The sequence below is a fragment of the Kutzneria sp. NPDC052558 genome (genome assembly GCF_044547355.1).
GTDB lineage: Bacteria > Actinomycetota > Actinomycetes > Mycobacteriales > Pseudonocardiaceae > Kutzneria.
On the sequence record NZ_JBIUAG010000001.1, the window covers coordinates 551,283 to 574,939 of the forward strand.

A 23,657-nucleotide genomic window follows, 5' to 3' on the forward strand; every position below is an offset into this window, starting at 1 on the left:
TGCCTGTGACTGACCAAGAGGTGGGCTTGCTGGCGATCGGCGCGGGGCCGGCCAACCTGGCGCTCGCGGTGGCCATCGAGGAGTCCGGTTCGGACGCACTGGCCGGCGAGACGCTGCTGCTGGACCAGAGCCCGGACATCAAGTGGCAGCGTGACCTGCTGATGCCGTGGGCCCGCAGCCAGGTGTCCTTCCTCAAGGACCTGGTGACCCTGCGCAACCCGCGCAGCAAGTTCTCCTTCCTGAACTTCCTGCACGACTCGGGCCGGCTGGACGAGTTCGTGAACCTGGGCACCTTCAACCCGTTCCGCTGGGAGATCTCCGACTACCTGCAGTGGGTGGCCCGCTCGCTGGAGCGGGTGCCGATCCGCTTCAACGCGCACGCCCAGCGCATCGAGCCGGCCCGCGGCTCGGACGGCTCCATCACCGGATGGACAGTGACGCTGTCCGATGGCGACACCATCCGCTGCCGCGACCTCGTGGTCGGCGGCGGCCGGGACCGCAACATCCCCGACGTGTTCGCCGAACTGCCGGCCGACCGCGTCGTGCACAGCTCGCAGTACAAGACCAGGATCGCCCAGCTGCCCGCGGACGCGCCGCTGCGGGCCGTGGTGGTCGGCGGAGCGCAGAGCGCGGCCGAGATGTTCATGGCCCTGCACCAGAATCTGCCCAACAGCGAGCTGACCATGGTGGTGCGCTCGATCGGCCTGCAGAACTACCAGACCAGCAAGTTCGTCAACGAGCTGTTCTTCCCGTCCTTTGTGGACACCTTCTACGACAGTCCGCCGGACGTGCGCAAGCAGCTGCTGGACGAGATGCACCTGACCAACTACGCCGGCCTGGCCCCGCCCTTCCTGGAGCAGCTGTACACGATGCTCTACCAACAGCGCGGCGTTGGCCAGGAAAGGTCACGGGTGCGGCCGCTGACCGAGGTGGTCGGGGCCCGCATGGCCGACGGCGAGGTGGTGCTGGACCTGCGTGACCGGACCTCGGGCAAGGTGGAGCCCCTGCGCTGCGACGTGGTGCTGCTGGGCACCGGGTACGACCTGCGGATGCCGGCGATGGTCCGTGACCTGGCCGACCAGGTCGGCCTGGCCGAGATCACGGTCAGCCGCTGCTACCGGGTCGATCTCGGCGACTCCACCTGGGGCGCCATGTACCTACAGGGCGTCAACGAGGCCACGCACGGCATCGCCGACTCGCTGATCAGCGTGCTGGCCCACCGGTCCCAGGACATCGTCGACGACCTGCTGGCCCGTCGCGGCGAGCTCAGGAGCGCCCGATGACCGAGCGGCTGGTGATCATCTCCCCGGCGCCGACCGCCAACGGGGACCTGCACGTCGGCCACCTGGCCGGGCCGTTCCTGGCCGCCGACGTCTGCACCCGGTACGCCCGGGCCACCGGCCGGGAGGCCTTGTACGGCACGGGCATGCACTTCACCCAGAACTACGTGGTGACCGCCGCCCGCAAGCTCGGCGTGTCCCCCGAGCACCTGCGGGTGCGCTCGGCCGAGCAGGTGGAGCGGACGCTGGCCGCGATGGGCATCGAGGTGGACGGCTTCGGCTGCATCGGCGACCGGTTCACCAAGATGGTGCTGGACTTCTACCAGCGCCTGCACGGCCTGGGCCGGCTCAAGCTGCGCACCTGGCGTTTCCCGTACCTGCCCAGCACCGGCGAGTACCTGATGGACGCCTACGTGCTCGGCGGCTGCCCGTTCTGCCTGGCCACCGGGTACGCCGGCATCTGCGAGAGCTGCGGGCTGCCGGTCGCGCCCGGCGACCTGATCGATCCGCGTTCGACGCTGTACCCGGACGAGCCGCTGGAGACCCGCGAGGCGGAGATCCTCGTGTTCCCGGTCGAGGAGTACCGAGCGGAGTTGGCCGACTACTTCGCGCGAACGCCGATGCGGCCGCACATGGCCCAGATGATCGAGGACGTGATGGCCGGGCCGCTGCCCGACTTCCCCATCACCCAGCCGACTTCGTGGGGCATCCCGGCGCCGTTCCCGGAGGTGCCGGGGCAGGTGATCTACCCGCACATGGAGGGCATGCCGTGGAGCATGTTCACCACGGCGCTGGCCGCCGAGCGGCGGGGCGCGGTGCTGACCGCCGACGACGAGTTGTGGCGCAAGGACTCCGGCACCACCGTCGTCTACTTCACCGGCCTGGACGCCACCTATCCGTTCGCGGTCGTCGGCACCGCGATGCTGACCGCGCTCGGCGAGCACGTGGTGCCGGCGCAGTACATCACCAACGACTTCTACGAGCTGGCCAACGAGAAGTTCTCGACCAGCCGCGGTCACGTGGTGTCGGGCCGGGAGTTGGCGGCCGAGGTGCCGCGTGACCTGATCCGCTTCCACCTGTCGGCGACCAGCCCGGAGTTCCAGCGCACCGACTTCACCCGTGAGGCATTGCTCCGTGTCACCGAGTCACGGCTGGTTCGTCCGTGGAACCGGGTCGCGGCGGCGGTCGACGCGTTGGTGGGGCGCGGGCCGCTGCCGGTGTCCGAGCGGTCGCGGCGATCGGCGCGGCGCATGGTCGAGCGGTTCGCCGGCGGCTACGGCGTGCGGCGCTTCAGCCTCACGGCCGTCGCGTCCACAATGGCCGAACAGCTGGCCCGGTTGGACCAGATGGCCGCAGGGGTGACCAAGGCGAACGCCGGCGACCTCTGCCACGAGGTCGACGTGTTCCTGCGCTGCGCCGCGCCGGTGCTGATCGACCTGGCCGCAGCGGCGTTGCCGGACACCACGATTCCGTCCGCGTCGGACGTCATCGCGGTCACGCCCACGCCCCTGCCTCGCCTGACCGGGGCCGGCGGCTGATGTCCACCGTCGTGATCGTCGGCGCCGGGGTCACCGGGATGGTGACCGCGATCGAGTGCGCGCTGGCGGGCCACCGGGTGACGCTGCTCGATCGCGGCCCCATCCCCAATCCGGCGTCGACCTCGGCCGACCAGCACCGGGCGCTGCGGGTGCGCCGGCCCGGCGACCCGGTGCTGACCGCCCGCATGGCCGACGCCCGCAAGCGCTGGCTGGGCCTGGAATCCGTGCTGGGCACCGAGTTCCTACGCCTGGTCGGCATCGTCACGGCCTGGCCCGTCGAGGACGCCGAGGGCGAGCTGGTCGAGCTGCCGCACGTGGTGTTCCCCGGCGGAACCGTCGGCGTGCTCGACCCCGACGCCGGAGTTCTGCTGGCGGACAAGTTCCTGCACGCCGCCGCCCGGTGGCTGGCCGACCACCCGGCGGTGTCGGTCCGTCCCGAGTGCTCGGTCCGATATGTGGCCGACCACTGGGTGTCCCTTTCGGACGGCACGGCGCTCGGCGCGGACGCCGTCGTGGTGGCGGCCGGGCCGTGGAGCCGAGATCTGGTGGACGTGCCGGTGGCGCTGTTCCGGCAGACCATGGTGTACCTGCGTCCGCCGGCCGATCTGGCTTCGTGGTGGGAAACCGCGCCCGGAGTCGGCGGCCTCGGCGCCGACGGCCGCGCCTGGCTGCTGCCGCCGGGGGAAGGCACCCTGCTCAAGATCAGCTCCGATGTGGTGTGCCGCAAGGTCGACTCGACCACCGACGGCGACCTGGAGTCCTGGGGCGACTGGCTCCCCGCCGCCCCACGCGCCGCACGGCCACCAGCCACCCCCCACACCACCCCGCCCCAAGATCAAGGGACCGATCCTCTCGCTCAACGTCAGGAAGGACCCCTTCATGACATTCAACGTCAGGAAGGGCCCCTTCATGACGTTCAACGCCAGTATGGGGCCCTTCATGACACAAAAAAACGCCAGGAAAGGCGCTTTCACCCCACCCAGCGCCAGGATCGGGTCTTGCCTGGCGTGAGTGCGGACGCGTGGCGGGCCGAGCGATCGCCGTTACCCGCACGGGCCGGGCGGCTGCCCGACCTGCCGTGGGCCGAGAGACTGCTCGCGGAACCCATTCTGTCCGAACTGGACCGGTACACCGTGGTGGCGGTGCGGGAATGCCACTACGCGGCCGCGCCGGACACCGGCGGTCCGCTGCTGATCCATCCCCGCCCGGGCCTGTGGGTCCGGCCGGCCTGCGGCGGCTCGGGATTCGCCGCCGCACCGCTCGTCGCGAACACGATCGTCGAAGCCATGGAGGCATCAGCATGAACAACGACAGGGCGTCCGACGGCGTGCTCGCCGCGATCAGGGCGACACCGGTGTCGATCCGGTACCTGCTCGGCGGCATGCTGCTCAACCAGCTGGGCGCGTTCGTCCAGTCCTTCCTGCTGCTGTACCTGGTGCACCGGGGGGTGTCGGCCGAGCTGGCCGGCATCGGCTTGGTGGCCTACGCGGTCGGCGCGATCGTCGGCACCATGCTCGGCGGCGAGCTGGCGCACCGGGTCGGCACGCGCGTCACCATCGGCCTGGCCATGGCCGCCTCCGGCCCGCTGGTCGCGCTGATCCCGTTGCTGGGCGGGCCGAACACGTTCTGGCTGGTGGTGCTGGACGTCGGCCTGGCCGGCCTGGTCACGCAGGCCTACCGGCCGGCGGCATCGGTGCTGCTGGCCGAGCTGATGCCGGAGAAGTTCCAGGTCATGGGCTTCTCCATGATGCGGATCGCGCTCAATGCCGGCGCGGCCGGGGCGGCGCTGCTGGCCACGGTGTTCATCAGCGTCAACTGGGACCTGCTGTTCTATGTGGACGGTGTGACCGCGCTGCTCTACTCGCTGCTGGCGTTCTCCTTGCTGCCCAACGTGGTCGCGCCGGCCGAGGAGGAGCCCGCGCCCGGCGAGACCGCGTCCCGCGGCTCGGCCTACGCGGTGCTGGCCCGGGACGGCCGGTTCCTGATGTACCTGGCCGCGGTGTTCATCGGCACCCTGGTCTACGCCCAGTACACGGTCGCGCTGCCGCTGAAGATCGTCGCCGACGGGCTGTCCACCGACCTCTACAGCTTCGTGCTGGCCACCTCCGGCATCGTGCTGATCACCTGCGAGCTCAAGATCACCTCGTACATCGTGAAGTGGCCGCCGTCGCTGGCGGTGTTCCTCGGCCATGTGGTGTTCGGGCTGGCGTTCCTCGGGTGGGGCCTGTCGGCCGGCAACCCGGCGGTGGTGATCGTCAGCGCCGCGCTGTTCACCGGCGGGCTGATGATGTCCGGCCCGACCATGTTCGCCCGGCCGGCCAAGGTGCCGGCCCGGTACCGGGCCCGCTACCTCGGCGTGAACAGCTCGATCATGGGCCTCGCCCAGGCGGTCGGGCCGGCGATCGGCGTGGTCGCGTGGGCCGCGCTGGGCAACGCGTTCTTCCCGGTGCTCACGGTGTTCGCCGTCATCACCGGCGCGCTGGCCTGGGCCGGCATCAAGGTCAAGCCCGAGCCCAAGACCGAGTCGGTCGTCACCTCGGAGGCCGTGGCATGAGCACCTTGTTGGTGATCGGCAGCGGCCTGCGCTACTACCGGGAGTACCTGGTCACGTCCGTCCACCGCCGGGCCCGCGCCGCCGGGCTGCGGCTGGTGCTGCTGAACAATCTCAAGCCCACCTGGCAGAACCAGTACTTCGACGAGATCGTGCTGGCCGACGTCTTCGATCCGGCGGTGATGGCGGCCGAGGCCCGCAAGGTGGCCGAGCGGGAGCAGGTCGTGGGGTTGATGTGCTGGGACGAGCCGCTGGTGCTGACCGCCGGCGAGTTGGCGGCCGAGTTCGGCGTGCCGGGGCTGGGGCTGGCCGGCGTGCACGGCTGTCGGGACAAGAACCGCACGCGGGCCCTGCTCACCGCCGCCGGCCTGCCCCAACCCGGCTACGCCATGACGTCCGATCCGGCCGAGGCCCGTGCGGCGGCGGAGCGGATCGGCTATCCGGTCGTGGTCAAGCCCCGGGCGTTGGGGGCCAGCATCGGCGTCGTCATGGCGCGCGACGCGGCGGAGTTCGACGCCGCCTTCGCCGTGGCGCAGGCGGCCAGCGAGGTCGACCAGGGCGTCTACGGGGCCAAGGCGATCGTCGAGGGCTACGCCGAGGGGCCGGAGATCAGCGTCGACGGGGCCGTGCACAAGGGCGAGTACCTGCCGATGTTCTTGGCCCGCAAGGAAAGCGGCGAGCACCCGTACTTCGAGGAGATCGGGCACGTCGTCGACGCCGCCGATCCACTGCTGGCCGACGAGGAGCTGGTGGGCACGCTGGCCCGGGCCCACCGCGCGCTGGGCATCGAGGACGGCATCACCCACAGCGAGGTGCGGCTGACGCCACGGGGCCCGGTGGTGATCGAGATCAACGGCCGGGTCGGTGGCGACCTGATCCCGCTGCTCGGTCAGCTCGCCACCGGCATCGACTCCGGTGAGGTGCTGTTCGACGTGGCCACCGGGCAGCGCCCGGACATCACACCCACCCGCCAGTCGGTGGCCGGCATCCGGTTCGGGCTGCCGGAACGCGACTGCGTGGTGCGGTCGGTGACCGTGCCCAGCTCGGTGGAAGGTCTGGTCACGGCCTCGCCGATGGTCGAGCCCGGGACCACGCTGCGGCTGCCGCCGGGCGGCTACCTGGCCCGACACTCCTTTGTCGTGTGCGAGGCCGAGGACGTGCCGACGTGCCGGCGTCTGCTGGCCGAAACCTCGGCCATGGTCGAGGTCTCGGCGGACCCGGCCGGACCGCCGGAGCCCGACGCCGCCTTCGAGATGCCCGCCGGGCTCCTGGACACCGACGCATGAGGAGCGAGCACATGACCATCGCACCCGAGCTGACGGCCGCGGATATCCTGGCCCGGGCCAAGGCTTTGGCTCCGGAGCTGCGCGAGCGCGCGGCGGAGATCGAGCAGCTCCGGCATCTGCCCGAGGACATCGTCGAGAAGCTGCGGGCGACCGGCATCTACCGGGCCGGTTTCAGCCACGCGTGGGGCGGCCCGGACCTGTCCTCGTTGCAGGAGCTGGAGGTCATCGAGGCACTGTCCTATGGGGACGCTTCCGCCGCGTGGTCTGCGGAGGTCTGCGCGCACACCGGGCACTTCGCGCGGTACCTGTCCCCCGTGGCGGCCAAGGAGATGTTCCCGCACCTCGACATCATCACCGCCGGCGCACTGTTCCCGGTCGGCCGCGCGGAGATGGCGCCCGGCGGCTACCGGCTGTCCGGTCGATGGACCTTCGGCAGCGGCGTCACGACGTGTGACTGGGTGATCTCCGGCGCATTCGTCTTCCAGGACGGTCAGCCCTTCCCCGGCTCGGGCTCGCACGACTCGCGGCTGTTCATGGTCCGCCGCGAGGACGTGACCACTATGGACAACTGGGAGACCACCGGCCTGGCCGGCACCGGCAGCTGCGACTACACGATCACCGACGTGTTCGTGCCCGAGGACCACGCGCTGGTGTTCAGCGAGCTGCGCGACCCCGATTGCCGGCGCAACGAGCCGGAGACCTTCATGCGGTCCCTCCCCGGCGTGCCGCTGGGTGTAGCCCGCGCGGCGTTGGACCACGTCCGCGAGCTGGCCACGACTCGGCGCTATCCCAACGGGGACCGCTGGGCCGACAACCGGCGCGTGCAGACGATCATCGCCGAGTGCGAGGCCGACTACCACGCCAGCCGGCAGGGCGTGCGGGGTGCGCTGACGAGGCTGGAAGAAGTGTTGGGCGACAACGGAACTCTGGACGACCTGACCGTCGACGAGCGGGCCGTGCTGCCGCTGTCCCGGTTGCACGCGTTCCGGACCGCGCGCTCGATCGTCACCCGGCTCTACGACCTGCTGCAAACCGCGTCGATCCACCGCGCCTCGCCGATGGACCGCTGGCTGCGGGACACCACGACCATGTGCCAGCACCTGTTCGCGCAGGAGCGGATCCTGCAGTCCGGCGGCGCCCACCTGCTGGGCGGCGCCCCCGAGTTCGGCCTGTGCCTGGGCATCGCGAGATAGAGGAGCCACTGCCGTGACCGATCGACCGATCATCCTGGTGGGCTTTGTGTCGGCGCTGAAGGTGCTGGCCGAGTTCCTGCCGGAGCAGTCGCTGATCATCATCGAGGAGCCGGACGTCGTGCGGAAGCGGGACGTCCGCGGGCACATCGCCGACTCGAAGCTGGTGCGTGAGCTCATCGAGTGGGAGTACCAGCTGCCCGGCTCGGCCGACACCCTGCTGGCTGCCCGGCCCGACCTCACCGCGTCGGCGGTGGTGCCTCTGGTCGAGTACGCGACGCCGTGCGCGGCCCGGCTGGCCGAGCGCCTCGGGGTGCCGGGGGCGACCTTGGGCGCGGCCGAGCTGTTGCGGGACAAGTCGTTGCTGCGCAAGGTGACGCGTGCCGCCGGCGTGCCCAATCCGGTGTCGGAGGAGGTGGCCTCGCCGGAGGAGGTGGTGGCATTCATGGCTGCCCACGACGCGCCGGTGATCCTCAAGCCGGCCAATCGGCAGGGCGCGGTCGGGACGCAGATCGTGCACGACGCGTCGTCGGTGCCGACGGTCTGGGCCGAGTGCACCCGGCACGACGAGGGCGTCTTCGTGCCCGACCGCGACCGGGCGGTGCGGATGCTGGTCGAGGAGTACATCGTCGGCCACGAGTACAGCGTGGAGATGGTCGTCCGCGACGGGCAGTCGCTGTTCTTCAACGTCACCGACAAGCTGCTCTACCCCGGCTCGCGGCCGATCGAGCTCGGGCACGTGCTGCCGGCGGCGATCTCCGGCGAGCTGGCCGATTCGTTGCGGGACAGCACCTTGGCCGTGCTGCGGGCCGTCGGTTTCCACTCCGGTGTCGTGCACTGCGAGTGGATCGTCCGCGACGGCACGCCGTATCTCGTGGAGTGCGCCGGGCGGTTCCCGGGCGACGGCATCATCGAGATGATCGAGCGGGCCTACGGCGAACCCATCGGCCAGCACTACTTCTCGGTGATGCGCGGCCTCGAACCGCCGGTGCTGCCCACCGTCGCCCCGCAGGCGGCGGCCGTCCGCTTCATCTCGGTGGCGCCCGGTGAGATCCTCAGCATCGACGGCCTGGAGGAGGCCAAGGAGCTGCCCGGCGTGGTCAGCGTCGGTCTCGCGCCCGGCGTCGGCGACGTCGTGCCGGAGCTGCGCAGCTCATGGGACCGGCCGGGCTCGATCATGGTGCTCGCGCCCACCGCCGGCGAGGCGGTTCGCCTGGCGGAGAAGGCAATCGACCAGGTGCACGTCGTCACGACCGGGGGTCCGCAGTGGAATTCACGGTAGTCGGGGCCGGCATGGCCGGCGCCTTCCTGGCGCTGGCGCTCGGCCGGCAGGGCCACACGGTCACCGTCTACGAGCGCCGGCCCGATCCGCGGCTCAACGCCGTGCACACCACCTCGATGAACCTCGGCCTGTCCGAGCGTGGTCTGCAAGCGTTGCAACGCCTGGGTTTGCGGGCGGAGATCACCCGGCACGTCGTGCCCATGCGGGGGCGGATGGTGCACAACCCGGACCGCTCGCTGCGGTTCTCCAGCTACGGCGAGGGCGGCATTCTCGCCATCCAGCGCCATGATCTCGGCGTCGCGCTCATCGAGGCCGCCAGCCGGACCGGGGGCGTGCGGTTCGTGTTCGACACCCGCTGCGTCGGCATCGACAAGGACCTGCCCGCCGCCGACTTCGTGTCCGAGTCCGGCGAGGCCTTCACCGTCACCCCCGATGTCATCGTCGGCGCCGACGGGGCTTTTTCCGTCGTGCGCAAGCACATGCAACGCGACGAGCGGGCCGACTACTCGCAGGAGTTCCTGGAGTGGGGTTGGCGGGAACTGCACATCCCGGCCGGGACCGACGGCCGGCACCGCATGGCCGACGACGTGTTCCACCTGTGGCCGCGGGGCGAGACCATGATGTTCGCCCACCCCAACCTCGACGGCTCGTTCACCTGCTCCTGCGTGCTGCCGTTCCAGGGTCCGCGCAGCTTCGCCGCCCTCCGCACCGCCGACGACGTCGACACGCTGTTCCGCACGCTGTTCCCCGACGTCCTCGACCTCGTGCCCGACGTCGGCAAGGTCTTCCTCGACCAGCCCACGTTCAAACTCGTCACCACCCGCACCTCGCCGTGGCACCACGACGGCAAGGTCGTGCTCATCGGCGACGCCTGCCACGCCGTCTATCCCTTCCTGGCCCAGGGCATGAACGCCGCCTTCGAGGACGGACTCGAACTGGCCGACTCCTTCGCCGCCTTCCCCTCCGACTCCCCAGCCGCCCTGTCGCGCTTCTACCGGCGGCGCAAGCCCGACACCGATGCCCTGGCCGACATGTCCCGCCAGAACTTCGCCGAACTCCGCGACACTGTTCGCTCTCCGGCCGTGCGACTGGAGAAGGCGTGCGACGTGGTGCTGGAGAAGATCCTTCGGCACCGGTGGATGCCCCTGCACGCCATGGTCACCAACACCACCATGCCCTACGCCGCCGCTCGGCACCGTGCCCACCGCCAACACCGCATCCTCCAGGCCGCCGCGGCGACGCTCGGCGTGCTGGCGGTCGGCGCGGCGGCGCGGCGGTTCCTGCGCTGACCGCGGTCCGCCGGCCGCGGCAGTGGCTGCGGCCGGCGGACCGGCGATCGCCTGCCCCAACGGGCGGCGTCCCCTCGGATCGACCCCGGCCTCCGGTCGTGATCACTACGCTGGCAACGTGAGGATCCTGCTGTTGACGGCCGGCAGCCGCGGCGACGTGGAGCCGTTCCTGGCGCTGGGCCGACGGGCGGTCCGCGACGGCCACACCGTGCGGATCGGCGTCACCAGGGAGTTCGTGGCCACGGCCGAGAAGGCGGACCTGGACGCCGCCGCGCTCGACGCGAACTACGCGGAGCTGGTGGCCGAGCAGGGCGTGTCGCCGCTGGCGGCGATGCGGTCGTTCCGCAGCACGATCATGCCCATGATGACGGCTCTGCTGCGTTCGACGACCGCGGTGGCCACCGCCTTCCGCCCGGATGTCCTTGTCTACCATCCGAAACTGCTCGCCGCCCCGCTGGCCGCGGCGGCGTTGGACGTGCCGGCGGTGCTGGCCGAGATCGTGCCGGTGGTCACGCCGACCCGGGAGTTCCCGGCCGCCGGCGTCACCACCGCCAACCTGGGGCCGTTCAACCGGATCACCTTCCGGGCCACAGAAGCGGCCAACCGGATGTTCGCGAAACCGTTGCGGGAGCTGCGATCCGAGCTCGCCCTGCCGGCACGGGGCCCCATTCCCGGCCCGGCCCGCGCACTCGTTCCGGTCAGCCCCGCGCTGCTGCGCCGGCCGGCCGACTGGCCGGAGACCACCGTGATCACCGGCCAGTGGCACGAGCCCGACACGACCGAACCCGATGCCGAGACGGCCGAGTTCCTGGCCGGTGGCAACGTCATCTACGCCGGCTTCGGCTCGATGGCGGTCGGGGACGCGCGCGAGCGGGCCAACGCCGTCGTCGCCGCGGCCCGCGCCGTGGGCCATCGGGTGCTGCTGGTCACCGGCTGGGGCGGACTCGCCTCCCCCGACGACCCGACCGACGTCCTGGTGCGGAAATCGGTTCCCCACCACGGAGTCCTGCCCCGCTGCGTCGCCGCCGTCCATCACGGCGGGGCCGGCACGGTCCACGCGGTGGTGCGGGCCGGGCTGCCGTCGGTGGTCGTGCCGTTCCTGGCCGACCAACCGTTCTGGGCCGGTCTCCTCCACCGCCAGGGCCTCGCCGCCGAGCCGCTCCCGGTCCGCCGGCTCACCGCCGACCGCCTCGCCCGACGGCTGGCCACGCTGCCGACGCCGGCCGCCGCCGCGATCGCCGCGGAGCGACTGGCCACCGAGGACGGGTGTGACCTGGCTCTCACGACGATCGCCGGTTGACCCGGGCGCAGAAGCATGCCACCGGTCCCCCGGGGCCGGCCACCCTTTCTTGTTCACAGCAATAAAATTCGGTCACGTAACCCGAGTGGATGGCAGCCGTTCGTCGCAATAACGCCGTTCAGGCGATTCATGCGAACTTCACTACCTTCGTCGGTTGCTCCCGGTTCGCCGAGCCCGGATCCTGGTCCGCGGTCGACGCATCCTTCCACCTCTGTCGGACACGGCCGCCGGACGCGGACCGAGTCAACCCCTGCTCGGAGGAGAACCTGCCGATGATCCTGAGACGCACCACCGTCGTCGTCGCGGCCGGCCTGCTGGTCGCCGCCGTCACCACCAGCACGGCCGCACAGGCGCAACCCACCCCGAACACCGCGTCCCCGCTCACCGCGGACGCCATGGCCGTCAACGCCGCGCAGAGCCTGGTCGCCTCGCGGCCGGCCGCCCTGCACGCCAGCGCCGACGACGCGTTCGTCGAGCACAGCTTGATCTCCTCCACCAACGGGATGAAGTACGTCCCGTACGACCGCACCTACAAGGGACTGCCGGTCGTCGGCGGCGACTTCGTGGTGGCCACCAACTCCACCGGCCAGGTCGTGTCCACGTCCGTGGCCCAGGACAAGACCATCAGCCTGGCCTCGATCACGCCCACGCTGTCGGCCAAGGACGCCGAGGCCACGGCCCGCGCCCAGTTGTCCACCGTGGACAACGTCGGCGCCGCCCAGCTGGTGACCTTCGCGCTCGGCACGCCCACGCTGGCCTGGCAGAGCACCGTGACCGGCGTCAAGGACGGCGAGCCCAGCAAGCTCGACGTCGTCGTGGACGCCACCACCGGCAAGGTGTTGCACACCCAGGAACACGTCCTGTTCGGCGACGGAACGTCCGCGTGGAACGGTCCGAACCCGGTGCACCTGGACACCACCCACTCGGGCAGCAACTTCTCGCTGAAGGACCCGGTGCTGACCAACGTCAGCTGCCAGGACGCCGCCAACAACACCACCTTCACCAAGACCTCCGACACCTGGGGCACCGGCAACGCCACCAGCAAGGAGACCGGCTGCGTCGACGCGCTGTTCGGCGTGCAGACCGAGAACAAGATGCTGTCGCAGTGGCTGGGCCGCAACAGCTTCGACGGCAGCGGCGGCGGCTGGCCGATCCGCGTCGGGCTGGCCGACGAGAACGCCTACTACGACGGCAGCCAGGTCCAGATCGGGCACAACTCGAACAACCAGTGGATCGGCTCGATCGACGTGGTGGCCCACGAGCACGGCCACGGCATCGACGACCACACGCCGGGCGGCATCTCCGGCAACGGCACCCAGGAGTTCGTCGCCGACGTGTTCGGCGCGTCCACCGAGTGGTTCGCCAACGAGCCGTCGCCCTACGACGTGCCCGACTTCCTGGTCGGCGAGCAGATCAACCTGGTCGGCTCCGGCCCGATCCGCAACATGTACAACCCCTCGGCCCTTGGCGACAAGAACTGCTACGACAGCTCCATCCCCAGCACCGAGGTGCACGCCGCGGCCGGCCCCGGCAACCACTGGTTCTACCTGCTGGCCGAGGGCACGAACCCGACCAACGGCCAGCCCACCAGCACCACCTGCAACAGCAGCACCGTGACCGGGCTGGGCGTGCAGAACGCGCTGAAGATCTTCTACAACGCGATGCTGCTCAAGACCACCGGCAGCTCCTACCTCAAGTACCGGACCTGGACGCTGACCGCGGCCAAGAACCTGTTCCCGGGTAGCTGCACCGAGTTCAACACGGTCAAGGCGGCGTGGGACGCGATCAGCGTGCCGGCCCAGACGGCCGACCCCACGTGCAGCGCCACCGGCACGGTGACGGTGTCCAACCCCGGCAACCAGTCCACCACCACCGGCGCGGCCGTGAACCTGCCGCTGTCGGCCAGCGGCGGCACCGCGCCGTACAGCTGGACGGCCACCGGCCTGCCGGCCGGCCTGTCGATCAACGCCTCGACCGGCGTGATCTCCGGCACCGCCACCACCGCCGGCACCAGCAACGTGACGGTGACCGCCACCGACAGCGCCAGCCACAGCGGCTCCGCCTCGTTCAGCTGGACGGTCGGCACCGTGAGCGGCAACTGCACCGGCCAGAAGCTCGGCAACCCCGGCTTCGAGTCCGGCAACACCGTCTGGACCGCGACCTCCGGGGTCATCGCCCAGAACGGCTCGCAGCAGCCCACCCACGGCGGCACCTGGAACGCCTGGCTGGACGGCTACGGCACCGCCCACACCGACACGCTGTCCCAGTCGGTGGCCATCCCGGCCGGCTGCCACGCCACGCTGACGTTCTGGCTGCACATCGACTCGGGCGAGACGACCACCACCACCCAGTACGACAAGCTGACCGTCACCGGCGGCACCACCACGCTGGCGACCTACTCCAACCTGAACAAGGCCTCCGGGTACGTCCAGAAGACGATCGACGTCTCGTCGTTCGCCGGCTCGACCCTCGCGCTGAAGTTCACCGCGGTGGAGGACAGCTCGCTGCAGACGTCGTTCGTCGTGGACGACACCGCATTGACGCTGAGCTGAATCCCCTAGCGTCGACCACTTGCTGACCGGAGACGGGGAGGGCCACCGGCCCTCCCCGTTTTCGCTGCCCGGGGGTCAGGTTCGGGGGTAGGAGCGGACGCCGGACTGGAGGTAGGACTCGCCGGTGGGCAGGGTGTAGAAGACGACCGCCGACCACGACACCCTGCCCTCCGGGCGGTAGACGAACAGGGTGTCGGTCACCGGCAGCAGGTCGTACTCGACGACCGGCTCCGGGACGACGTCGGCGAGCAGCCCGGTGACGGTGGCCCGCAGCCGCAAGCCGTTGTCGCCCTGGAAGATCTCGACCCGGTTGCCGGCCCGCTCGTAGGCGCCGACGACCGCCGCGGTGTCCACTGTGGGCGGTCGGGCCGGCGGCTCCACCGGGCGCGGCACGGTGATGCCGGCCAGCTCGGCGAACATCTCACCGAACAGGTCGCGGTAGAGGTCCCCGGTGTTGCCGCCGTTGGCGAGCACCGTGATGGCCAGCCCGAACTCGGGCACGATCCGCAGGAACGCCGACTGGCCGCGGGTGTTGCCGTCGTGGCCGATGATCCGGTGGCCGTCCCAGTCGAACAGCATCCAGCCGAGGCCCCAGGAGTCGCAGATGGTGTGCCGGTTGGGCACATCCACCTGCCACTCGGTCATCGCCGCCGCGGACGCCTCGCTGAGCAGGTCCGCGCCGCCGTCGAGGTGCATCCGGGCGAACGCCAACACGTCGGCGGCGGACGCGGTGATCAGACCGGCCGGGCCGAGGTTGCGGGGCAGCATGAAGTCCTTGACTGGCCTGAGTTCCTCGCCCTCGGCCGCTTCATGACCGACGGCGGCGCCGAGCGGGACCGCTTCCTCGGGCAGCGTGACCGTGCGCTTAAGGCCGAGCGCAGTGATCAGCCGTTCGCGAAGCGCGGCGTCCCAGGTCTGGCCGGTGACCTGCTCGATCACCCGCCCGGCCAGCACGAATCCCGCATTGCTGTAGGACATGGTCGCGCCGAGCGGGTGCACCTGCGCGGCCTGGTCCAGCCCGTCGACGTACTTCTGCACGCAGTCGTCGCCGCGGCCGGTGTCGACGAAGTGGTCGCCGTCGATGCCGCTGGTGTGGGTGACCAGGTGCCGCAGCGTCACCCGCTTGGCCACGTCCGGATCGGACAGTCGCAGCTCCGGCAGCACGTCGGCGACCGGCGCGTCGAGATCGAGCCGGCCATCGTCGACCAGCTGCATGATCATGGTGGTCGTCCAGACCTTGGTGATGGAGCCGATCTGGAACACCGAGTCGTCAGCCACCGCCGCGCCGGTGTTCTTGTCCAGCACGCCGAAACTCGCCTGGACCGACTCGTCACCGCGCAGGATGCCCAACGCCGCCCCGGGCACGCCGTGCCGACGGCACAGCTCCGCCAGTCGCCGCCGCCAGTGCTCGACCCGAATCGGCTCCCGCTGTTCGACCCAGTCCACGATCCGCGTGCTGTAGTCCGCCCGATGGGACGGCCGCCCGTCGACGATGAACAGGTGCGACGCGCCCGGGTAGAGCACCATCCGCGTCGGCACACCCCGCGTGTACAGGGCGTGGAACCATTGTTCAGCCTGGCCGACCGGGCAGCGTTCGTCGCTGCCGCCGTGCAGGATCAGCGTGGGCGTGCGTACATCGTCCACTCGGGACATCGGGCTCTCGGTCGCCTCGCCCAACTCCTTGGTGGCGAAGTAGTGTCCGCCGTCCGACGTGCCGGTGAAGCTGGTCATGTCGCAGACCAAGCCACCGGCGACGGCCCGGGTGAAGCGGTTGTCGCGGCTGGTCAGATATGCCGTCATGTAACCGCCGTAGCTGTAGCCGCAGACGGCCAGCCGGTCCGGGTCGGCCACGCCCTCGGCGACGAGTTGGTCCAGCGGCCCGAGAAAGTCCTCGACCTCGGTGCCCCAGCCGCCGATCGTCGCGGTGAAAAAGGCCTCGCCGTAGCCGTCGCTGGCCCGGGGGTTGAGCAACAGCACGGCCCAGCCCCGGTCAGCGAGCACCTGCCGGTAGATGTGCTCGGCGTCGGCGATGTCGTTGGAGGCGTTGTGCGGGCCGCCGTGGATGTCCAGCAGCAGCGGCAACGGCCCCTGGCGGCTAGGGTCGCGCAGCAACCACCCGTGCACGACGACGCCCTCAGAAGTGGTGAACTCCCTGTCCTCGTAGGCAAAGAGCTCGACATCGGCCGGGCTGTGGCTGGTGCGCACCTCGACCTCGCCGGTGGCCAGATCGACGACCGCGATCTCGCCGTACGAACCCGTCGTGGCCAGCACGATCGCCGCATGGCCGCCGGCAATGTCCACACCGGAAACCAGACGACCCGCACCGCCGACCACTGGCCGAGCTTCGGCGCCGTCGACCACATACAGGTGCGTGTATCCACGATCGCGGACGCAGAAGTACACCGCGTCGCCGACCGACCGCGGCAGTGCCCCGGGATAGCCCGAACTACCCGTCATCACGTTGCGGTCCAACGACTCGGCGAGATCGACGGTGTCCCCGCCGTCCAGCGGAACCCTGAGGAGCCGGGCATTCCCGACGGCTGCTGTCGACGTGCCGACGACCAGGAGCGCGGTGCCGTCGGCGGTCCAGTCGGCCGTCACGCACACGCCTTCGCCACTGCCGACCAGCCGGGGCAGACCGCCAATCTCCATGACGTAGGCGGCAGAACGGTAGGTGCGGTCCGCGTCGGCGTCCATCCCGGCGCAGAAGGCGATCCGCGTGCCGTCCGGCGACCAGGCCGGCGCGCCGGCGTGCCAGTCGCCCGAGGTGACCTGCTTGACCATGCCGGTGGCGACGTCGACGATGTGAATGTGGTTGCGCTTCAAGCCGATCAGGCCGGTTCCGTCGGCCTTGTGGCCAAGGCGGTCGATCACCAGCGGCCGGTCGGGCTCGTCCGGTCCGACCGGCGCGCTGTACGCGATCTTGGCGCCGTCCGGGCTCCACACCGGCGCGCCGGCGCCGGTGGTCGTGAGCGGCCGGGGTTCGCCGCCTTCGGCCGGCAGCAGCCAAATGTCCTTGTCCCGCAAGAAAGCGATCGTCGTCCCGTCCGGCGACCACGTCGGCGACAAGTCGTCCGGGCCCTGGGTGAGCTGCCGTGCCGGTCCGCCGGCGGCGTCAACCTGCCACAGCGTCCAGACGTTCCGGTCCGCCTCGCGGTCGGCCGTGCGCAGCGCGTAGACGATCCGCCGGCCGTCCGGCGACATCGCCGGTTGCGCCGGCAACGCCAGCTCGTACAGGTCGTCGACCTTCGTGCGTCGGGTCATCCCGAATCCCCCCAAATCAGTCGATGAGTTCCCGGTTCACCGTCAGTTCGGCCACCCGCTCCGGGATCGGGGTGACGCCGATCTCCGGCCCCGTCGGCACCGGAAGATGACCGTCCACCAACAGGAACGGCTCGGTGATCTCGGTGCGGAAATAGCGGTCGGAGGCCGAGGTGTCGCCCGGCAGCGTGAAACCCGGCAACGCGGCCAGGGCCAGGTCGGCGGCCCGTCCCACGCCGGACTCGATCATGTCGCCGCACCACACCGGCACGCCGTGGGCCCGGCACACGTCGTGCACCCGCCTGGCTTCCAGGTAGCCGCCGACCCGGCTGGCCTTGATGTTCACGATCCGACACGCCCGCAGGGAGATGGCGTCGGCGGCGATCCTGGCCGAGGTGATCGACTCGTCCAGGCAGATCGGGGTCCGGAGCTGCCGGGCCAGTTCGGCGTGGCCGAGCAGGTCGTCCTCGTCCAGCGGCTGCTCGATCAGCAGCAGGTCGAAGGGGTCCAGGCGGGCCAGCAGACGGGCGTCGGCCGGGGTGTAAGCGCCGTTGGCGTCCACCTGGAGCAGGACATCGTCGCCGAAGCACTCGCGGACCGCGCGCACCGGCTCCACGTCCCAGCCGGGCTCGATCTTGAGCTTGATCCTGACATAGCCCTGGTCGAGGTAGCCCGCGACCACATCGAGCAGTTGCGGGATGGAGTCCGCCATGCCGACCGACACACCGCACGGCACAGTGTCCCTTGTGGACCCGAGCGCTGCCGCCAACGACATCTGACGGGCGCGGAGTTCGGCATCGAGCACCGCCATCTCCAGGGCCGCCTTGGCCATCCGGTGGCCCTTGAACCGCGCCAGCAACGGGGCGACCGCGTCGGCGGTGATCTCGCCCGCCTGCATCAACGTTGGCACGAGGAATGTCCGCAGCACGTGGGCCGCGCCCTCCACGTACTCCTCGGAGTAGACCGGATCCGGCAAGGCGCCGCACTCGCCCCAGCCCTCGCCGTCCCGGGTGATCACGCGCAGCAGCAACAGGTCCCGGGCCTCCATCGTCAGGACGGATGCCCGGAACGGCGAGAGCAGCGGCAACCGCAGTCGAATCAGCTCGACGCCCTCGAGCCTCATGACCGGGCCAGGACCGACTTGAGTAGGGCAACCAGCAGCGCGGTCCGCCGGGGAATCTCGTCGACGATCACGTGCTCGTGGTCGGCGTGCGCGCCGTCGCCGACCGCCCCGAGGCCGTCGAGCGTCGCAATGCCCAGCCCTGCCGTGAAGTTCCCGTCCGAAGCGCCGCCGACCGCGGTCTCGGTGAGCCCCGGCAACAGCTCCGAGGCGAGGCGGAACAGGTCGGCCGAGGTCTCCGTCTCCAGCGGCGGACGGTTGATGCCGCCCTCGATCCGCACCTGCGCCCCCGGCAGCACCGGCCGGAGCTCGCGGATGGCCTTGTCCACCCGCTGCTGCTCGGCCTTCGACCAGGCTCGGACGTCGACCGCGACCGTCGCCTGCGCCGGCACGGTGTTGGTCGTGGTGCCGGCGGACAACACCGTTGGCACCACGGTGGTTCCGCCGGCCGGGTCGTCCAATGCGGACACGGCGAGAATCTGGCGCGCGAGCTCGACACCCGCGTTGATCCCCTTCTCCGGCTCCAGCCCGGCATGCGCGGCCTTGCCCTCGACCACGATCCGATAGATGGACGTGCCCTTGCGCCGGGTCTTCAGCGCCCCGCCCGGACCGGACGCCTCCAGAACGAACACCGCCTCGCAGCCGCGGGCCTCCTCCTCGATCAGGGCGCGCGACCGCGGGGAGCCGATCTCCTCATCGCCGGTGACCAGGATGGTCACGCCGTCACGGTCATCCAGCTCGGCCGCCGCGTGCAACGCCATGACCACGCCGGTCTTCATGTCGAAGCAGCCCGGCCCGCGTAGCACACCGTCCACAATGGAGAAAGGATGGGTGTCCAGGGATCCCAGCGGCCACACGGTGTCGTGATGGCCGAGCAGCAGCACCTTCGGCCGGTCGCCGAACCGCCAGCGCAGGTGCGTGCACCCGTCGGTCAGGATGCGTTCCGGCTCGGCGCTGAGCAGCCGCCGGCCGATCGCCGCCACCACGTCCGCGCTGCGGGACACCGCCTCGTGATCCGACGACGGCGATTCACAGCGCACCAACTCCTCGATGTCGGCCAACAGGTCGGTCATCGCGCCTCCCCACGCAGCGGCTGCCCCGGCAGCGCATCGGTTTGCAGTTCTCCCTGCCGGACAACGGAAATGCCGGCCACATACAGGTGCTGGACGCCGACCGCCGGCCGGGTTCCGTCGGCATAGGTGGCGGTGTCGGTGACCCGCTCCGGGTCGAGGACCACGATGTCCGCGTCCGCGCCGACCCCGAGGTGTCCCTTCGCGCGGGCCCCGGGCGCGCAGTCGTCCAGGACGCGGGCCGGCAGGTACGAGCAGCGCCGGAACGCCTCCAGCCACGTCCACGCGCCGGTTTCCCGCACCATCAGGCGAAGCGACTTGGTGAAGGTGCCGGCCGTGCGCGGATGCGTCGAGCCGCCCGGCGGCAGCGGCCACTCGGTGCTCTCGATGTGCCCATCGGGCCAGAAGACCGGCATCGCGTCGCTGCCGACGATGGCGTCCGGGAACGCCAGCGTGCGCCGCATCATCGCGCGGCCCTCAGCCTTGGTCTCGTCGTAGTTCTCCAGCAGGCAGGGCGCGCCCGGACTGGTCCGCCGAACCTCCAGCAATCGCTTCTCGTCGGCCATGCGCTCGCCGGTCTCGAGCAGGATCACGTTGGACGGCCCCAGCCCCTTCATCTTCAGCCGCTCCGGCGAGATGAACGCCGCGCCGATCGCCGTGCTGCCCGCGCCGTACGGATAGGTCTCCACCGTGACCCGGGATCCCGCCTGCCGGGCCCGGTCCAGCGTGCCGAGCACGCGGTCGATGTGGAAGCCCGACGTGCTGTTGACGTGGCAGTGGTGCATCGCCGCGCCGGTCTCCCCCGCGGCCCGGACGATCTCCTCCGAGCCGTCGATCGGCGTCTCGGGGTCCACCTCGACCAGCTCGCGGACGTGGGTGTAGGTCGGGACACCGGCCCTGGCCGCCAGGGCGGCGACGGCCAGGAACTCAGCCGGCTCGCTGGTCGGGGCGTAGCCCATGAGCACGCCGATGCCCAGCGCCCCGGCGGCGATCTCGTTCTCCAGCAGCGACAGCCAGGCCGTCAGCTCCGACGGCGAGGACGACCGCCGCCACGCGGGATCGCCCAGGACGGCCAGCGCGCTCTGGATCCCCGCGTCCGGCTCGGCGCCGAGCAGCACCTGGGCCCGGGCCATGCCCCAGGACGCGGAGAAGCCGTAGTTCAGCGGCCTCCCGGCCTGGGCCGCGTCGGCGTAGGCCCGGGCGATCGGCATCAGGCCGGCCTCCAGGTCGAGGGCGGTGGTCACACCGTCCATCGCCTGCAACCGATGGCCGGCGATGGAGTGCACGTGGCTGTGCAGGTCGACGAAGCCGGGGCCGACGATCATCCCGGTGACGTCCACGACCGCGGCCCCCGGTGGCGCGTCCAGCCCCGGGCCGACCGCCGCGATCTTGCCGCTGGACACCAGCACGTCGGCGATTTCGTCGAAGCCCACACCCGGATCCACGACCCGGCCGCCCCGCAGCAGTGTGTCCATGCCCTCGACCCTATGGCGTCGGGCCGCGTTTTCGCACGTGCCGAGTCGGCCGGGGTGCCCCCTATCCGCGGATCACGATGGCCCGCAACCACTCCCGCAGCTGCTGGCGGTCGGCCCGGCTCAGCGGTTCCATCAGCTCCGCCTCCGCGGCCTCGGCCGCGGCATTGGCCTTGATCACCGTCTCATGGCCGACCCTGGTCAGCTCCACGACATTGCGGCGGCGGTCCTCCACGTGTGGGTGCCGGGAGACGAGTCCCTTGCGCTCCAACGTGTCCAGCAGCGCGACCATGGTGGTGCGGTCGATGCCCAGACGCTGCGCCGCCTCGTGCTGCGAGCCGGGCTCGCGACCCATCAGCACGTTCAGCACCGCCAGCTCGCGGCCGTTGACGCCGAGCGGGCTCAGCGCCCGCTCGCTGAGCTCGGCCATGCGCAGCTGGGCGTGCTTGAGCAGATAGCCCAGCCGTCGGGTCACCCCGGGCCCCGGGTCCTCGTCGTTCGACACCGGCCGATCCTATCGCTACGCTGATCGTCAGCTGTACTGACGATCAGCCTGACGATTGATTTGGAGCGCTGATGATTCTGATCACCGGTGGCCTCGGCTTCATCGGCTCGCACACGGCGCGAGCCCTCACCAGCCTCGGGCAGTCCTGCGTGCTGGCCCAGCGGCGAGCCCCCGACGGGCCGTCTGACCTGGGCGAAGTCGTCCATGTCGACATCACCGACCTGGCCGCGCTGCGGGCCGTCGGCGACCGCCACAAGATCACCGACATCGTCCACCTGGCCGGCTCCATGCCGTGGCCGCCGACCCAGGACGCCCCGATCGAGGCCTCCCGGCGCGCCCTCGGCGGCCTGTTCAACGTGCTCCAGGTCGCGCAGGACTGGGGCGTCTCCCGGGTGGGGCTGGCCAGCACCATCGGCATCTACGGCGGCGTCGTCTCCGACCAACCGCTCACCGAGGACCTGCCGCTGCCGTTACCCTCGCCGCACGTCATCCCCACGTTCAAGAAGATCAGCGAACTGCTGGCCGGCCACCTCGCCGACGCCGCCGGCCTCGACATCGTCAACTACCGCATCGGCGCCATCTGGGGCCCGCTCGGCCGCCCCGTCTCCCCCTTCTTCGCCGCTCCCCAACTGGTCCACGCCGCCGCCTCCGGCGCTCCGTTCGAAACCGCCGACGACGCCATCGACCTCTGCTACGCCAAGGACTGCGGCCGCGCTCTCGCCCTGCTCCAGCTCGCCGACGGTCTCCAGCACCGCACCTACAACGTCAGCTCCGGCCGTCTCACCAGCAACGCCGACATCGTCGCCGCCCTCGGCCCCGACGCGCGGATCACCCTCACCCCGGCCACCGACGTCCCCCGGCCGCCCCTGGACATCACCCGCCTGCGCGCCGACACCGGCTTCTCCCCCGCCTACGACACCGACGGCGCCGTCGCCGACTACCTCGCCTGGCTGCGCGCCGGCAATCCCCGCTGAGATTTGTTCGACACCCCCTGAAGTCAGCGCGTTCCCAAGACGTCAGTGATCGACGGGACGAAAATCCTTGATGTGCCGCACAGTCGCTGACGCCAGGGCGGACCGGGCGACGGCAATCCCGGCGCCGACGAGCACCAGAGCGCCGGCGGCGGCGATGACGGTGCCCACGGTGAACACGGAGAACGCGTCGATGCCGAGGAAGGACTCCAGCACGATCGTGCCGGCGCAGACGAGGTAGCCGGCGGTGCCGATGACCACTGCACGGAAGCGCACGGCGGCGGGCCAAGGGGTGAAACGGGTCAACCAGGCCAGAATCGGCAAGGCGAGAATGCCCTGCATGGCGGCGGCATGGGCGGGCACCAGGACGACGGCGGCGGTGTAGGCGGCGTCGAGGGACACCGTGCGGGCGGTGGACGTGCCGATGGCGATCATGACGGCGCCGACGGCCAGGCCGAGCAGCAGGCTGGCGAATCCGACGCGCAGCGCCAGCTGCATGCCGGGCGGGGCGTCCAGTCGACGGAAAGCGGCTCGCAGCAGGAAAAGGGTGGCCACGATGATCACGGCCCCGCCACCGGCGGCGCTGAAGGCGAAGGTGGCGTCCAGCGGCGTGGCGGTGTTGAAGTGGGACGGCACGCCCCGCCAGGCCTGCACGGAGATCACCACAACCTCGACCACGCTGGCGGCGGCGAACCAGGCCAGCACCGCCGGCCGCACCTTGAGATAGAGACTGACCCAGGTGACCGCCCAGAGGGTGAGGCCGAAGGCCACGCCGAAGTCGGCCGGCTTGCGCCAGGAGACCGGGCCGTCCCAGGGCCCGCCGAGCACGGCCTGCACGCCCAGATGCGCCAGCCCGCTGGCGAACAGCACCGCCGCGATGAGGTGACACGCCCGTCGGATCGTCATGCCGGAGACGGTAGGACCTCTGTCGCACGACCTACATCGCTCGACGGACGTACCTGAGGCCTACGCCGACAGGCGTACGCGGCT

17 protein-coding genes and 1 pseudogene are annotated in these 23,657 nt (G+C 70.8%); 12 read left to right on the plus strand and 6 right to left on the minus strand.

The window, feature by feature from the left end:
* The first annotated feature begins 5 nt into the window (after positions 1-5).
* The 11 genes and pseudogenes from ACIG5F_RS02320 (at position 6) to ACIG5F_RS02370 (ending at position 14,268) form a co-directional block, all read left to right on the plus strand.
* Complete coding sequence (locus ACIG5F_RS02320; protein ID WP_396515556.1) at positions 6-1,283, plus strand: lysine N(6)-hydroxylase/L-ornithine N(5)-oxygenase family protein; 1,278 nt, start codon at positions 6-8, stop codon at positions 1,281-1,283.
* Positions 1,280-2,818 (plus strand): class I tRNA ligase family protein, encoded by a 1,539-nt coding sequence (locus tag ACIG5F_RS02325; protein WP_396515557.1) that lies wholly within the window; start codon positions 1,280-1,282, stop codon positions 2,816-2,818. The genes ACIG5F_RS02320 and ACIG5F_RS02325 overlap by 4 nt, the downstream gene beginning before the upstream one ends.
* Positions 2,779-2,868: pseudogene (locus ACIG5F_RS02330) on the plus strand (hypothetical protein); the annotation flags it as partial. The gene ACIG5F_RS02325 and the pseudogene ACIG5F_RS02330, both read left to right, overlap by 40 nt.
* Complete coding sequence (locus ACIG5F_RS02335; protein ID WP_396515682.1) at positions 2,857-4,122, plus strand: NAD(P)/FAD-dependent oxidoreductase; 1,266 nt, start codon at positions 2,857-2,859, stop codon at positions 4,120-4,122. The pseudogene ACIG5F_RS02330 and the gene ACIG5F_RS02335, both read left to right, overlap by 12 nt.
* A complete protein-coding gene (locus ACIG5F_RS02340; RefSeq protein WP_396515558.1) occupies positions 4,119-5,372 on the plus strand; it encodes an MFS transporter in 1,254 nt (417 codons plus the stop codon). The genes ACIG5F_RS02335 and ACIG5F_RS02340 overlap by 4 nt, the downstream gene beginning before the upstream one ends.
* Positions 5,369-6,655, plus strand: a complete 1,287-nt coding sequence (locus tag ACIG5F_RS02345) for an acetyl-CoA carboxylase biotin carboxylase subunit family protein (protein WP_396515559.1) — start codon at positions 5,369-5,371, stop codon at positions 6,653-6,655. Before ACIG5F_RS02340 ends, ACIG5F_RS02345 begins: the two co-directional genes overlap by 4 nt.
* 11 nt (positions 6,656-6,666) lie before the next feature.
* A complete protein-coding gene (locus ACIG5F_RS02350) occupies positions 6,667-7,848 on the plus strand; it encodes an acyl-CoA dehydrogenase family protein (RefSeq protein WP_396515560.1) in 1,182 nt (393 codons plus the stop codon).
* 13 nt (positions 7,849-7,861) lie between these two features.
* The gene (locus ACIG5F_RS02355) at positions 7,862-9,127 is read left to right on the plus strand and encodes an ATP-grasp domain-containing protein (RefSeq protein ID WP_396515561.1); all 1,266 of its coding nucleotides are present in this window, start codon (positions 7,862-7,864) and stop codon (positions 9,125-9,127) included.
* A complete protein-coding gene (locus tag ACIG5F_RS02360) occupies positions 9,112-10,416 on the plus strand; it encodes an FAD-dependent oxidoreductase (protein ID WP_396515562.1) in 1,305 nt (434 codons plus the stop codon). The genes ACIG5F_RS02355 and ACIG5F_RS02360 overlap by 16 nt, the downstream gene beginning before the upstream one ends.
* A 118-nt stretch (positions 10,417-10,534) precedes the next feature.
* Positions 10,535-11,716, plus strand: a complete 1,182-nt coding sequence (locus ACIG5F_RS02365; protein ID WP_396515563.1) for a glycosyltransferase — start codon at positions 10,535-10,537, stop codon at positions 11,714-11,716.
* A gap of 272 nt (positions 11,717-11,988) precedes the next feature.
* On the plus strand, positions 11,989-14,268 hold the full coding sequence (locus tag ACIG5F_RS02370) for a M4 family metallopeptidase (protein WP_396515564.1): 2,280 nt from the start codon (positions 11,989-11,991) through the stop codon (positions 14,266-14,268).
* Between the two features lie 75 nt (positions 14,269-14,343).
* Here the strand turns inward: ACIG5F_RS02370 and ACIG5F_RS02375 are convergent, their stop codons facing one another.
* From ACIG5F_RS02375 to ACIG5F_RS02395, 5 genes are all read right to left on the minus strand, one after another.
* Positions 14,344-17,532: a serine hydrolase gene (locus tag ACIG5F_RS02375; protein ID WP_396515565.1), complete on the minus strand. Its 3,189-nt coding sequence runs from the start codon at positions 17,530-17,532 to the stop codon at positions 14,344-14,346.
* Positions 17,533-17,548: 16 nt separating this feature from the next.
* Entirely contained in the window at positions 17,549-18,652 is a 1,104-nt protein-coding gene (menC, locus tag ACIG5F_RS02380; RefSeq protein ID WP_396515566.1) for an o-succinylbenzoate synthase, read from the minus strand.
* Entirely contained in the window at positions 18,649-19,722 is a 1,074-nt protein-coding gene (locus tag ACIG5F_RS02385; RefSeq protein WP_396515567.1) for a M20 family metallopeptidase, read from the minus strand. Before ACIG5F_RS02385 ends, menC begins: the two co-directional genes overlap by 4 nt.
* On the minus strand, positions 19,719-21,194 hold the full coding sequence (locus ACIG5F_RS02390; RefSeq protein WP_396515568.1) for an amidohydrolase family protein: 1,476 nt from the start codon (positions 21,192-21,194) through the stop codon (positions 19,719-19,721). Before ACIG5F_RS02390 ends, ACIG5F_RS02385 begins: the two co-directional genes overlap by 4 nt.
* Before the next feature lie 61 nt (positions 21,195-21,255).
* Entirely contained in the window at positions 21,256-21,696 is a 441-nt protein-coding gene (locus tag ACIG5F_RS02395) for a MarR family winged helix-turn-helix transcriptional regulator (RefSeq protein WP_396515569.1), read from the minus strand.
* Positions 21,697-21,767: 71 nt separating this feature from the next.
* Here ACIG5F_RS02395 and ACIG5F_RS02400 point away from each other — a divergent pair, with 71 nt between their 5' ends.
* Positions 21,768-22,670: an NAD-dependent epimerase/dehydratase family protein gene (locus tag ACIG5F_RS02400; RefSeq protein ID WP_396515570.1), complete on the plus strand. Its 903-nt coding sequence runs from the start codon at positions 21,768-21,770 to the stop codon at positions 22,668-22,670.
* A gap of 42 nt (positions 22,671-22,712) precedes the next feature.
* On the opposite strand, the gene ACIG5F_RS02405 is transcribed toward ACIG5F_RS02400, so the two are convergent.
* Positions 22,713-23,573 carry a hypothetical protein gene (locus tag ACIG5F_RS02405; protein WP_396515571.1) on the minus strand — a complete coding sequence of 287 codons (861 nt, stop codon included), beginning with the start codon at positions 23,571-23,573 and terminating at the stop codon, positions 22,713-22,715.
* Positions 23,574-23,657: the final 84 nt, after the last annotated feature.